This is a genomic window from Kineosphaera limosa NBRC 100340 (genome assembly GCF_000298215.1).
GTDB classification, from domain to species: domain Bacteria; phylum Actinomycetota; class Actinomycetes; order Actinomycetales; family Dermatophilaceae; genus Kineosphaera; species Kineosphaera limosa.
In genome coordinates, this window is the sequence record NZ_BAHD01000077.1 from 1 (window position 1) to 13,398 (window position 13,398).

At 69.9% G+C, this 13,398-nt stretch carries 11 protein-coding genes; 2 read left to right on the forward strand and 9 right to left on the reverse strand.

The window, feature by feature from the left end; translation table 11 throughout:
• Nucleotides 1-333 precede the first annotated feature (333 nt).
• Together KILIM_RS18065 and KILIM_RS18070 are read right to left on the reverse strand one after the other, a co-directional pair.
• The gene (locus KILIM_RS18065; protein ID WP_006594177.1) at nt 334-1,011 is read right to left on the reverse strand and encodes an IclR family transcriptional regulator; all 678 of its coding nucleotides are present in this window, start codon (nt 1,009-1,011) and stop codon (nt 334-336) included.
• A 148-nt stretch (nt 1,012-1,159) separates the two neighbouring features.
• Nucleotides 1,160-2,485, reverse strand: coding sequence for a TrpB-like pyridoxal phosphate-dependent enzyme (locus tag KILIM_RS18070; RefSeq protein WP_006594178.1), 1,326 nt, complete (start codon nt 2,483-2,485; stop codon nt 1,160-1,162).
• Nucleotides 2,486-2,561: 76 nt separating this feature from the next.
• Between KILIM_RS18070 and KILIM_RS18075 the strand changes: the two genes are divergently transcribed.
• A complete protein-coding gene (locus KILIM_RS18075; protein ID WP_006594179.1) occupies nt 2,562-3,425 on the forward strand; it encodes a fructosamine kinase family protein in 864 nt (287 codons plus the stop codon).
• A gap of 33 nt (nt 3,426-3,458) precedes the next feature.
• Here KILIM_RS18075 and KILIM_RS18080 read toward each other — a convergent pair whose 3' ends face one another.
• From KILIM_RS18080 to KILIM_RS18110, 7 genes are all read right to left on the reverse strand, one after another.
• Entirely contained in the window at nt 3,459-4,637 is a 1,179-nt protein-coding gene (locus tag KILIM_RS18080) for a patatin-like phospholipase family protein (protein ID WP_006594180.1), read from the reverse strand.
• Nucleotides 4,638-4,744: 107 nt separating this feature from the next.
• Complete coding sequence (locus KILIM_RS18085; protein ID WP_006594181.1) at nt 4,745-4,990, reverse strand: hypothetical protein; 246 nt, start codon at nt 4,988-4,990, stop codon at nt 4,745-4,747.
• A gap of 119 nt (nt 4,991-5,109) precedes the next feature.
• Nucleotides 5,110-5,958: a PRD domain-containing protein gene (locus KILIM_RS18090; RefSeq protein WP_006594182.1), complete on the reverse strand. Its 849-nt coding sequence runs from the start codon at nt 5,956-5,958 to the stop codon at nt 5,110-5,112.
• Nucleotides 5,959-5,998: 40 nt separating this feature from the next.
• The gene (locus KILIM_RS18095) at nt 5,999-7,456 is read right to left on the reverse strand and encodes a glycoside hydrolase family 1 protein (protein ID WP_006594183.1); all 1,458 of its coding nucleotides are present in this window, start codon (nt 7,454-7,456) and stop codon (nt 5,999-6,001) included.
• 8 nt (nt 7,457-7,464) lie between these two features.
• Nucleotides 7,465-9,360, reverse strand: coding sequence for a beta-glucoside-specific PTS transporter subunit IIABC (locus KILIM_RS18100; protein ID WP_006594184.1), 1,896 nt, complete (start codon nt 9,358-9,360; stop codon nt 7,465-7,467).
• Between the two features lie 225 nt (nt 9,361-9,585).
• Entirely contained in the window at nt 9,586-10,647 is a 1,062-nt protein-coding gene (locus KILIM_RS18105; protein WP_006594185.1) for a M48 family metallopeptidase, read from the reverse strand.
• A gap of 88 nt (nt 10,648-10,735) precedes the next feature.
• Nucleotides 10,736-12,604 (reverse strand): dipeptide ABC transporter ATP-binding protein, encoded by a 1,869-nt coding sequence (locus KILIM_RS18110; RefSeq protein WP_006594186.1) that lies wholly within the window; start codon nt 12,602-12,604, stop codon nt 10,736-10,738.
• A 108-nt stretch (nt 12,605-12,712) separates the two neighbouring features.
• Here KILIM_RS18110 and KILIM_RS22735 point away from each other — a divergent pair, with 108 nt between their 5' ends.
• On the forward strand, nt 12,713-13,354 hold the full coding sequence (locus KILIM_RS22735) for a hypothetical protein (protein ID WP_157551814.1): 642 nt from the start codon (nt 12,713-12,715) through the stop codon (nt 13,352-13,354).
• The last annotated feature ends 44 nt before the right edge of the window (nt 13,355-13,398 follow it).

A 13,398-nucleotide genomic window follows, 5' to 3' on the forward strand; every position in this document is an offset into this window, starting at 1 on the left:
GGGCGCCCGACGGGTCGGCTGACGGCGGCCGATGAGGCGGGCCACGAGCAGCACGACGAGCGCGGCGACCAGCACCGCCACCAGCTCCGCCATCGCTCTCCCGTCCCTGGGCCGTCGACGCTCGCGGCCGGAGGCACCCGCCGACGCCGCCGGCAGTGGCCCTCTCCAGCACATCGGCACGCGCGCCGCATCCGTGAGGCTGCCCTCGCGGCCGGGGCTCCCGCCCTTGCGCCGTCGACGGGCGCGCTCCCTGCCGTGGGTGGCGGTTGCGACCGCGACCGTGGGCAGCGACGGCGACCGTCGGCGGAGGGGAGCGGCGGAGGGCAGCGGTCGCTAGGCGCTGGCCAGCTGCTGGCTGATGTCGTGGGCGGTCGCCACCACCTGCGCAGAGAGTTCGGTCAGGTCGCGCTGGCCGAGGAAGCAGACGGCGATGGCGGCCGGCGTCCGGTAGCCGGCCAAGGGGGCGGCGACGCAGGAGGCCCCATCGATGACCTCTCCATGTGAGCTGGCCCAGCCGTGGGTGCGCGCCCGCCGCACTTGGGCGTGGTCGTGCGGCGAGGGCGCGTCGAAGGAGCGCAGGGCATGGCCCGGTGCGCCGACGTCGAGGTCGTGGCGCGAGCCGAGGCAGTGCGACAGCGGCACCAACGGCTCGCTCGGTTCGACGACCAGCACCGTTGCAGCCTGCCCGCCCTCGCGGATCACGAGCAACGCCGCGAGGCCCGTGGCGTCGGCCAACCGCTGCAGCGCCGGCGCGGAGAGGGTGGTCAGGTCGTGGGAGACGTGGGTGGCCAGCGAGAGCAGCCCGGTCGCGGGGCCGAACCGGTCGGTGGTGTCGCGGGCGATGAGCCGGTGATCCTCCAGCGTGCGCACCAGCCGGTACACGATGGATCGATGCAGGCCGGCGCGCTCGGCCAACTCGGAGACGGTCAACGGTGTCCGCGCAGAGCTGACGATTTCCAGCACGGACAGTCCCCGATCGAGCGTCTGCGAACGTGTCGATGAAACAGGCACGGAGTTCCCCTTGGTATTCGCTTAGCGCAAGCCTAGGAGTCAAGAGCGTGGGCGAATACGGACCTCCGGCCTACGTTTCGTCCCCGAGAATCGAGTCACCTGTTCCCGGAAGCGGGCCTGTCGGACGCCGGAAGAGGGGCCGAACCTCTCAGACGTAGGCGGCGTACGCGGGCAGGTCGAGCACCCCGTTGCCGGAAAGGCCGATGAGCACCACCTGGCCGTCGGATTCGGCCGACCGCGCGTACTCCACCGCTCCGGCGACCGCATGGGTCGACTCCGGGGCCGGGATGATGCCCTCGGCCCGGGCGAAGATCACGCCGGCGGCGAAGGCCTCGTCCTGGCCGACGGCCTGTCCGCTCATCAGGCCCAACTCGACCGCGTGCGAGACCATCGGCGCCATGCCGTGGTAGCGCAGGCCACCGGCGTGCAGGGGCGGCGGCACGAAGTTCTTGCCGAGCGTGTGCATCTTCAGCAGCGGGGTCAGCCCCGCGACATCGCCGTGGTCGTAGCGGTACTCGCCCTGTGTGATCGACGGGCAGGCCGCCGGCTCGCAGGCCACCACCCTGGTGGTGGTGCCCTCGCGCAGGTTCCGCCCGATGAGCGGGAAGGTCAGCCCGGCCAGGTTGGACCCACCGCCGGCGCAGCCGAACGCGACATCCGCCTGCCGCTCCCCGGCTTCGGCGAGCTGGACGAGCACCTCCTGACCGATGACGCTCTGGTGCAGCATCACGTGGTTGAGCACGCTGCCCAGGGCGTAGTGGGCCTGCTCGTCCTTCGCGGCGGCCTCGACGGCCTCCGAGATCGCCATGCCCAGGGAGCCGGTGGTGTCGGGGTCGGCGGCCAGCATCGCCCGTCCGGCGTCGGTCAGCTCGGAGGGGGAGGAGTGGCACACGCTGCCGTACGTCTCCATCTGGAAGCGCCGGTACGGCTTGGCGTCGTAGGAGGCGCGCACCTGCCACACCTCGCACGTCATGCCCATGAGGGAGCAGGCCAGCGCCAGCGACGCGCCCCACTGGCCCGCGCCCGTCTCGGTGGTCAACCGGGTGATGCCCTCGGCCGCGTTGTAGTAGGCCTGCGCCACAGCCGTGTTCGGCTTGTGTGAGCCGGCCGGCGAAACGCCCTCGTACTTGTAGTAGATGCGTGCCTTTGTGCCAAGTGCTCGCTCCAAGCGCAGCGCCCGCACCAGCGGAGAGGGTCGCCACAGCGCATAGATCTCGCGGACGGCCTCGGGGATCTCGACGTACCGCTCCGTGCTCACCTCCTGCAGGATGAGCGCCATCGGAAACAACGGCGCCAGATCCTGCGGCCCCAGCGGCTCGCGCGTGCCCGGGTGGAGCGCCGGCGGCACCGGCTCGGGAAAGTCGGCATTGAGGTTGTACCAGTGTGTTGGCACAGTCGAGGGGATGTCGGCGCCCATCGGCTCGGGGGCAGGGCCGGTCGACCCGGTGGCGGAGGTGTTGACGTCGTTGTTCACAGGCACTCCCTTTCGTTCGCCGCGATCGTATCGAGCGCAAGCCGTACCCCGCGCACACACGCGGTAGACAAGGGCTATGACTCTTCCGCCACAATTGGCCGAGCTCACGCAGGGCCTGGATGTGCGCTCGGCGAGCCGGGTGCACGGCGGCGACATCGCGGTCGCCTACCGACTCGACACCCCCGACGGCCCGCTGTTCGCCAAAACCCACCCGTCGCCGACGAACGACCTCTTCGCTCGCGAGGCGGCGGGCCTGCGGGCGCTGCGCCGACACGTGCCCGGCACGCTGCGGGTGCCGCAGGTGCTGCGCGAGTCACGCAACGGGTTGGTGCTGGAGTGGATCGAGGAGGGCGGTCGGCGCACCGGCGCCACCGAGGCCGAGTTGGGGAGCGGGCTGGCAGCCTTGCACCGCACCACCAACGACACCTTCGGCGGCCTGGCCGGCGACGCCTCCGGCTACCTCGGTTCGGTCCCCGTCGACCTCACCCCCTCGACCGACTGGCCGGACTTCTACGTGCAGCGTCGGGTCGCGCCACTGGTCGAGCGGGCCATCGCCGAGGGCAGTCTCGACCCGGCTGCCCGCGGGCTGCTGGATCGGCTGGCGCCGCGGGCCGCCCAGCTGTGCGGCCCCGAGACGACGCCCGCCCTGGTGCACGGAGACCTGTGGGGTGGCAACCGATTCGTCGACCGAGACGGCACCAACTGGCTCATCGATCCCGCGTGCCATTGGGCAGTGCGCGAGGTCGACCTGGCGATGATGCAGCTCTTCGGCGGCTTCGGCCCCGAGTGCTACACCGCCTACGACCAGGCCTTTGCTCTGGCCGACGGCTGGCGCGAGCGGGTGCCCTGGTACCAGCTGACCCCGCTGCTCGTGCACGCCATCCTCTTCGGCGGCGGCTACGGCGACGCGGCCCTACGGGCGATGCAGCGCTACGCCTGAGCGCGCCTCATCCTCCGATGCACCGCCCCGCTGTCACAGATCCATGTCGAGGTAGCCCGTGAGGTCGAGAGTCGAGCGTCGGCCGAGGTCGGCGCCGTTGGCGGCGAGCCACGCGTCGGCCTGAGCCCAGCCGAGGTCGTGCAGGCGCTCCAGCAGCGGCAACGTGGAGTCGGTCTTGGTGCCGGCACCGAGCGCGGCCAGTTCGTCGCCGCCGTCGATGCGGTGCAGACGCAGGTTCTGCACGCGATCCAGAAGGTCGGCGGGGGAGGTCGCCAGCGAGCCCAGCGGCCGCATCGTCGACCCGGTCAAAGCGGCCGCGGTGTCGGTGTCGAGTTCGCCCAGGCGCTGCAGGAGGGCCAGCGCACGCAGGTCCTTGAGCAGCGTGGCGTTGAACGTGATCTCGTTCATCCGGTCGAGGATGTCCTGTGCCGTTCGCGGGTCCTGCGCACGTTCGATCGGGTTGATCTGCACGACGAGCACGTCGTCGGCGTCGGTGTGGGCGACGAGCGGCAGCAGCGCCGGATTGCCGGCGTAGCCGCCGTCCCAGTACGTCTCCCCATCGATCTGCACCCCCTGAAAGAGGGTGGGCAGGCAGGCGGAGGCCAGCACCACGTCGACGCTGAGGTCTGGGCAGCTGAACAGCCGCAGCCGCCCGTTGCGCACCGAGGTCGTCGCGATGAACAGGCGGGCTTTGGAGCAGCGGCGCACGGCGTCGAAGTCGATGTTCTGCTCGAGGATGCGCCGCAGCGGATGCAGCCCCCACGGGTTGGAGTCGTACGGCGAGAACGCCTGCGTCCAGGCGGCCGCCCACATGCGGGTCGCCTGGCTCTGCCACTGGCCCAACGGTCCGGCGGCATCGAGGATGGCGCGTTGCCACTCCTGCGCCGCCCGCGCCCAAGGCTCCAACGGGGTGCCGGCGACGGCGGCCTGCGCCGGCTCGCTGACCCACGACCCGAGGCGACCCACGCCCTCCCACACGCGGCGCAGCGACTGTTGAGCGCCTCGGCGCCCACCGTCGGTGAGCCCGGCAGCGACGGCGACGGCGTTGACGGCACCCGCGCTCGTGCCGCTGATGCCGTCGAACTCGATGCGCTCTTCGTCCAGCAGGCGGTCGAGCACACCCCACGTGAACGCCCCGTGCGAGCCGCCCCCCTGCAGGGCCAGATCGAGCTTCAGCGGGCCGGAGGCGGAGGTGCGGGGTCGGCGGGCCACGGTGGTCCCTTCGTCGAGGAGCGAGTCTCTCTCAGCCTACGAAGGACTCGGCGTGCGACAGGCAGGGCAGTGGGGCCCAGGAACCCGGGCCGGCCAGCGGTCAGCGGTCAGGAAGTGACGGCGGAGACGAGGATCTCGGGGCGCTTGCGGCGCAGGGTGGCGGCGGCGTTGCGGGCGGCGTCCGGGGTCGGGTGCCAGCTCCACACGCTCGCGTGCTCGCTCATCTCGCTGAGCGCCACGACCGCGCCGCGGTAGACGCGGGCCGAGGTGCGGCTGTCGAGGACGTGCCCGGCGCCGTCGATCACCGTGTATCGGTAACCGTCGTCGACGCGACTGGCGCACATGCTGTACATGAAAGTTCCCCCAAAACGGTGTTACAGAATTTTCCCCACCGGTGACTCTAGCCCTGCCGCCCCACCCACCGCGACCCTGACGCCCCGGAAGAGTGTGCCATCCCGGCGAGGCAACGCAGTCAGGTCGTGCGCCCCCGCCGCATCCCCGTCTCCAGCCGCGCGACGTGCAGCGATAGATAGACGACCTCCTCCTCGGAGACGGGATGGCCCAGCCTCAGTTCGAGGAGCGCCCGAATCCGTTGCGCCAGTGTGTAGGCCGCCGGACTGCCCGCGCGCACGGCCGCCCCGACCGGCCCCTCGTCCCCGTCGAGCTGGGCACCGGAGCGGGCTCGGGCGAAGAAGTAGCGCAAGTGCGCGGCGAACCGAGCAGCATCGATCGAGGCGGGATCGAACGCCGGCCCGTAGGAGTCCGCGAGCAGCGCGAAGACCTGGCGGATGAGTCCCGACTGCTCGTAGGTCGCCGCCATCGTCGGGCTGCCGGTCACGGCGTGGAACAGGTGCATCGTCAGCGCCACCGCCTCTCCCGCGGGCAGCGGCACGTCGAGGTGCTCGTTGAGCTCACCCAGCATTCGTTCGGCGACGGCGAGCTCCTGCGGGTGCAGGTGCGCGACCTCGGCGCGCAACGGGTAATCCATGATTTCCCCGCGGCGCACCCGCTCGACCGCCTGGTGAATGTGGTCGGCGAGTGCGACGAGGGTCAGCGGCGGCAGTCGGGAGCCGAGGTCGGCGACGGCGCGCGCGAAGAGGGTCTCCACGAGCCGCAGCCGCTCGGGCGGGATGTCGGCGATGATCTGCGCGACCGACGCCGGATTGTCGGCCGGCACGAACCGCCGTGCGATCGTCTCCTGGGACACGGGGGAGCCGGGGCGCTTCTGGAAGCCGACGCCCCGGCCGGTGAGCACGACCTCGCGGCCGAGTTCGTCGCGGGCGAGCACGACGTTGTTGTTGAAGACCCGCAGGATCTTCACCCCGCACCCCCTCGTCGCTCGTCGGTCCAGTCTCGCTCCCTCAGTCGTCGAGCGTCGCGCCATTGCTGGCGATGACTCCCTGGTAGTACCCGAACGACTTCTTGCGGTAACGCGCCAGCGTGCCGGAGCCGGAGTCGTCGCGGTCGACGTAGATGAAGCCGTAGCGCTTGCTCAGCTGGGCCGTCGAGGCGCTGACGACGTCGATGGGGCCCCACCACGTGTAGCCGAGAAGGTTCACCCCGTCGTCGATGGCCTCGCGTACCTGCAACAGGTGGTCGCGCAGGTAGTCGATGCGGTAGTCGTCGTGCACGGTCTTGCCGCCCGGCGCGCCGGGGTCGTCGACGAGTTGGTCCTTGGCGCCCAGCCCGTTCTCGACGATGAACAGCGGCTTGTTCCACCGGTCCCAGTAGTCGCCGAGCACCTTGCGCAGGCCGATCGGGTCAATCTGCCAGCCCCATTCGGATGCGGGCAGGGTCGGGTTCGGGACGCCGCCCATGATGTTGCCCTCGCCCTTGATCTGCTTGGCCGGGTCAGCGCTCTGGCAGACACTCATGTAGTAGCTGAACGACACAAAGTCGACGGTGTGCGTCAAGGTCTCGCGGTCGGCGTCGGTGATCTCCAGATCCACCCCCTCCTCCCGCAGCGTGCGCAGAAAGTAGCCGGGGTACTCCCCGCGGCAGTGCACGTCGCCGAAGGCGTAGTTGGAGCGCTCGAACGTCTGCACCTTGAGCACATCGGCGGGGTCCGGGGTCAGCGGGTACGCCGGCATCGCGATGACCATGCAGCCTACCTTGAGCTCCGGATCCATCTCGTGGGCGATCCTGGTGACCGACGCCGAGGCGACGAGCTCGTGGTGGATCGCCTGGTACAGATCCTTGGCCGACAGCTCGTCCTTCGGGGTCCAGATGCCGCCGGCCATGAGCGGCGCGTGCAGCACGGCATTGATCTCGTTGAACGTCAGCCAGTACTTGACCCGCGAGCCGTAGCGCTCGAAGAGCACCCGGGCGTACCGTTCGTAGAAGCCGATCATTGCCCGGTCGACCCACCCGTCGTAGGTCTTGGCCAGGTGCAGCGGCGTCTCGTAGTGGCTGATCGTCACCAGCGGCGTGATGCCGTGCTTCTCCAACTCGTCGAGCACCCGATCGTAGAAGGCCAGGCCCTCTTCGTTCGGGGTCTCCTCGTCGCCCTTGGGGAAGATGCGGCTCCACGCGATGGAGAAGCGGTAGACCGAGAAGCCGAGTTCGGCGAAGAGCGCGATGTCCTCGACGTACCGGTGGTAGAAGTCGATCGCGTCGTGCTTGAGGTTCAGCGGACCGTCGGTCGGTTCCGACACGGGCGGGCCGACGATGCCCTGGGGCATAACGTCCTGGATGGAGGCTCGTTTCCCGCCGTCGAGGTAGCCGCCCTCGACCTGGTTGGCGGCGGTCGCGCCGCCCCACAGAAAGCCCTCGGGGAAGGTGCGCGTGGTGGCCGGCGTGGTGGTCCGCGTGGTGGTCATGGTGCTCCTCACTTCGTGACGATGATGGCGGTCTGGCCGTGCTCGAGGTGCTCGCCGGTGACGGCGCTGACCTCGCGGTGCTTGGCGGTGTTGGTGATGAGAACGACGGTCGTCGGGTCGTAGCCGGCTCGCTCGATGGCGCCCAGGTCGACCTCGGCGAGCACCTGGCCGGCCGCCACGCGCTCGCCCTTGGCGACCTGCGGCGTGAACCCCTCGCCCTTCATGTTGACCGTGTCGAGCCCGACGTGGACGAGTACCTCGACGCCCTCGTCGCTGCGGATGCCGTAGGCGTGGCCGGTGTTCATGGCGACCACCAGCTTGCCCGCGATCGGTGCGTAGACGGTGCCCGAGGTGGGGACGATCCCCACCCCCGCGCCCATCGCGCCGCCGGAGAAGACCGGATCGGGCACGTCGGTCAACGCGATGATTCGGCCGCTCATCGGCGCCGCCACGAGCACCTCCGTGCCGGTCGCAGCGTCGTTGGCCGTGTCCTTCCCCGGTGCAGGTGGGGCGTCGACGGTCGGGACCTCCATGGGCGCGGGCGGCCCGGTCACCGGGTCCTTGACGCCGAAGAAGAAGGTCAGGGTGAACGCGATGACGACCGAGAGCAGGGCGCCGAGGAAGAACAGCGGGAGGTTCGGGGTGTCGAGGTAGGCGGGGATGCCGATGATCGAGGGGAAGACGAAGGCGTTGGTGCGGGCTCCGGCGAGGCCGGCGAGCACGCCGCCGACGGCACCGCCGACGATGCCGAAGTAGAACGGCAGCTTGCGGGGCAGGTTGATGCCGTAGATCGCGGGCTCGGTGATGCCGGCCAGGAAGCCGGAGAGCACCGACGGGCCACCGAGGGCCTTGGTCTCGGGGTTCTTCGTGCGGATCATCACGGCCGTGGCGGCGGCAGCCTGGGCCAGGACCGCGCCGAGCACCGGGCCGGCCATGATCGACTGACCCTGGCTGAGCTGCAGCAGCATGATCGGCACCAGCCCCCAGTGCAGGCCGAACATCACGAAGACCTGCCACAGGCCGCCCATGACCGCTCCGGCGGCCCAGGGGGCGACCTCGAACAGCCAGTCGACGCCTCCGGCAACGCCGTTGGCGGCCACGGTCGTCAGTGGGCCGACAGTCAGCAGCACGAAGGGCACCATGACCAGCATCGCGATCAGCGGGGTCATGAAGTTGCGCACCGCGCCGGGCAGCGTGCGCAGCAGGAAGCGCTCGAGGTAGCCCTGTAGCCAGACGCCGACGATGATCGGAATGACCGAGCTGACGTAGCTCATCATGACCAGCGGGATGCCGTAGAAGGTCAGCGGTCCGTCGGCCGCGTTGAGCTCGATGACGCTGGGGTAAACGAGGGCGCCGGCGATGGCGACCGCCGTGTACTGGTTGGCCTTGAACCGCTTGGCCGCGGGAATCGCCAGCAGGATCGGCAGGAAGTAGATGAGGGAGTCGGAGGCGGCGTTGAGCACGACGTAGCCGGTGGTCTCGTTGCTGACCCAGCCGACCGTGACGAACAGCGCGAGGAACGCCTTGAACAACCCGGCGCCGGCCAGCGGCCACAGAATCGGGTGGAAGATCGAGCTGACGAGTTCGATGAAGCGGTCGAGCAGGTTGCCCTGGGCGGCGCTGCTCTCCTCCTCGGCCCCCGAGGCCCCGGAGCCTTCCAGCAGGTCGGCGATGCGGGCGTACACGTGCGGCACGTCGTTGCCGATGACCACCTGGTACTGCCCGCCGGCCTGCACGACGGTGACCACGCCATCCATCGCCTTGAGCCGCTCGGTCGCGGCCTTGCTCTCGTCGCGCAGTTCCAGCCGCAGCCGGGTCGCGCAGTGTCGGGCGTTGCGAATGTTGCCCAGTCCACCGACGCCGTCCACGATGTCGTCGGCCAAGGTGGTGAAGTTCACCGCCATGCTCGAATCCTCCTCGATTCGTACTGCTGCAAAGGTCTGCGCCTGCGTCCGGCCGGTGCACGGGCATAAAAAAAGACCCGGGGCACCGTGAGGTGTCCCAGGTCTTGCCTCGTGCGGGCGATGCCCTCGGAGTCACAATCCTGACGAGCGGAGCGCTCGTGTGATGCGAACGCTAGCGCACAAGGTGGTGGTGCGGCAACGGTTCGACGAGGCCCGGTCGAGCGGTCATGACTTTTCGGTGTGTTCGGGGCTCGTGACCAGGCGTCCCGCGCTGTCGAACTGGCCGGCGTAGCTCGCCGTCGGCCGCTGCTCCACCTGAACGCCGCCGAAGGCGTTCTGGCCCGCGGGTATCGAGCGCATGAGTGCCACGGCCTGCGCTGGGTCGGACCAGTCGGCCGTCCGGCTTGATCCCGGGGGTAGGGATGCGGGTCGCGCGACACCTGCTCGGGGCCGGAACAGCAGTCGGCCCGGGCGGCTTCGATCTCGCAGCGCATGGGAGCGCCACGTGAGTACTGGGTGCGATGACAAGAGATTCGCAGCCCAGATGAAGATGCCCTTCTCGGTGACCGCGCGGTCCGCGTACTCGTCCGGGTGCACCTCTTTGTTGAGATACTTGCCGGCCGCGAGGGCAGAGATCCCCCCTGGCGCACCGTCCGGCGAAAATCGGTAGCCATAATTGTCCGCCGTGTACTCTTGCGCTCGCGTGAGAAGGGACGACAAGACGGGGAGATTCGAAAAGGTGAAGGTGAACAGCAGGCGCCAGTAGGCGACGTGTCCGGCGGCGAGGTGCCCCACTTCGTGGCCGATGACGAATCGCAACGCCGCCGGGTCCCGACGTTCTCCGCCCAGTTCGAACAGATCCGAGTGCAGCACGACAAAGCGCCGGTGGCCGTGACCGGAGGCGAAGGCGTTGAGGACGCCCGAACCAGCCGTCACATACGCGTCCGGCATGCGGCGCAGCCCCGCGTCCAGGGCAGCCTCGGCGATCATGCGGTAGGCATCGGGAAACTGTGTGGGAGTGATGCGGACGCCGCTGGTGCGCTGCTGGGCGTAGAAGTAACCGCGCATGACAAGAATGAGGATCGGCGCCGCGATGGCCAAGGCAACCAACTGCATCGTGGTGTCGTCGATCGATACCAACCCAGCTTCGGCCGCTGCCAGTACGCCCAGCACGATGGCTGCAGTGAGCACCGTAACAATGACAGCCAGAATGAGCAGCGGAATCTCTTTGGGGTGTCGCAGCGATTTGCGCTGGCTCCCAGAGAGAACGGACTGTAAGCGAAACATCGACGGAGGAGCGTTGCGATGTTCGGGCGCAGAACTTTCTGGCGGCGGTATCGACACAACTCCACAGGGTAGCGCTGCCCAGCGACCCCTACTCCGTCTTGGCGAGCATGGCGCGCCGCAGCTCGCGGCGGGCGGCCTGCTCGTCGGGGTCGGGAACAGGCACCGCGGCCAGCAGCCGCTTGGTGTAGGCCTGCTGGGGGCGGCGCAGGATCTCGTCGCGCTGGCCGTGCTCGACGATGCGGCCGCTGCGCATCACGCAGATGCGGTCGGCGAGCCGGTCGACGACGGCCAGGTCGTGGGTGACGAACAGGCAGGCGAAGCCCATATCGTCCTGCAGCTCCTCGAACAGCTCGAGCACGACCGCCTGCACGGAGACGTCCAGCGCCGACGTCGGCTCGTCGGCCACCAGCAGCTTGGGTCGCAGCGCCAGCGCGCGGGCGATGCCGACGCGCTGCTTCTGCCCACCGGAGAGCTCGTGCGGGTACCGGTTGCGGTAGCTGCGCGGCAGGTGCACGAGGTCCAGCAGCGCCTCGATGCGCCGCTGCAGCTCCTCACCCTTGGCCTCACCGGCCAGGAACAGCGGCTCGCCGATGGACTCGCCCAGCGGCAGTCGCGGGTTGAGCGAGGACGAGGGGTCCTGGAAGACCATCCCCACCTCCTTGCGGACCTGCGCGAGGGTGCGACGTGAGGCGCCCTTCAACTCGACCCCGTTGACCGTCAGCGAGCCCTCGGCCACCGGCAGCAGTCCGGTCGCGGCGCGCCCGATCGTCGTCTTGCCGGAGCCGGACTCGCCCACGAGCCCGAGGATCTCGCCCTGGCGGATCTCCAGGTTGGCGCCCTCCACGGCGCGGAAGGCGGGTTGGCGGCCCTGCGCCGGGTACTCGATCGCCACGTCCTGCAACTGCACGACGACCGGGGAGTCGCTCAGATCGTGGGTCCGGGATCGTCCTGCCGAACGCTTGGCAGCCTCGGCGGGCTCGGCCGTGGTCGGCAGGATGCCCATGGAGTGGGTCTTGGGCGAGAGCTCCTGGTCGACCACGATATTGCCGTCCTCGCGGGCGCCCAGGTGGGGGACTGCCGCGAGCAGGGACTTGGTGTATTCGTGCTGCGGGTCGGCGAAGATCTGGCGCGCCACGCCCTGCTCGACGATGCGGCCCCGACGCATGACCGCGATGCGGTCGGCCAGGTCGGCGACGACTCCCATGTCGTGGGTGATGAGGATGACCGCGCTGTCGAGCTTGTCCTTGAGGTTGCGCATCAGCTCGAGGATCTCGGCCTGCACGGTGACGTCGAGCGCCGTCGTCGGCTCGTCCGCGATGAGCAGCCCGGGGTCGCACGAGAGCGATTGGGCGATCATCGCGCGCTGACGCTGCCCGCCGGAGAGCTGGTGCGGGAACGAGGAGAACGCCTTGGCGGGGTCGGGCAACTCGACAAGCTCCAGCATCCGCAAGGCCTCCTTGGCGGCCTCGGCCGGGGAGATCTCCTTGTGCAGCCGCAGCGTCTCGACGATCTGCTGGCCGATCGTGTACACGGGGTTCAGCGCCGTCATCGGCTCCTGGAAGATCACCGCGACTTCCTCACCGCGGATCGCGCGCAGCCCCGAGGGCCGCATCCCCACCAGCTCGCGGCCGCGCAACTTGACGCTGCCCTGCACCCGGGAGTTGCTCGGCAGCAGCCCGAGCAGCGCCATCGAGCTGGCGCTCTTTCCGGAGCCGGACTCACCGACGATGGCCAACACCTCGCCGGCATCGACGTGGTACTTCATGTCCATGGCCGCCGGCACCCACTGCTTGTCGACGCCGAAGTCGACCCGCAGCCCCTCGACCTCCAGCACCCGCTCGCCCCGCTTCGGCGGCTTGCGTCGGCGAGACCCGTGGTCGTGGCCACCCGCGGCTCCGGGGGAGTCGCCTTCGTCGGATTGTCCGCCGCGCAGCCGCGACATGAGGTCCTTCAGCACGGCTGGCTCCTTCGCATCGACGCGCTGGTTCGCGCGGTCATCGGCGCAGTCATGGTGGTGTCTGCGGGGCCCACGGGCACCCGGCCCCCGGATGGGAGACTGGGCCTCGTGGCGAGTCGTTGGTTTCCCTCGGGCCGGTGGACAACCCGGCCTCGCACGGCGTGGTTGTTCACCGGGCTCGTGGTGGTCCCGGCCGCGGCGATCGCGGTCAGCACCGTGCTCGCGCCGAGCCGCCACACGCCGGCGATCCTGCTGACGGCGGCGCTGGCCGCGCTGCTCGGCTGGGTCGTCTTCTGGCGGCCCACGCTGAGCGTCACGGAGTCGGAGTTGGTGGTCGTCAATCCGTGGCGCACGTATCGGGTGGCCTGGACCGACCTCGTCGACGTGCAGACCCGGCTGATGCTGACGCTCGTCACCGACACGCGCAAGATCGAAGCCGTCGCCGCACCCGGCCCCTCCGGGGTGACGGCGCTGCGGGCCCGGCCCGATCCGGAGCGCAAAACCGCGGCCCGCCGGCGCGGCGCAGGGCCCGCCATCGGCGACTGGGGACAGCGGCCCAGCGACCTGGTCAGCACCGACTCCGGTGCCGCCGCCCGGCTCGTGCGCGGGCACTGGCAAGACATCGTCGAGGGGCGGGTGACCCCACCGGTGTCGCAGGAGCAAGGCCCGTCCGCCAGCTTCCACACCGGCGCGGCGCTGGCGACCTGGGCGCTGGCGCTGGCCGCCGTGTGCGCCTGGATCATCGCCTGATCGGCCACTTCGGCGGCGCTCACCCGAGCACCTGACGCGTGTCC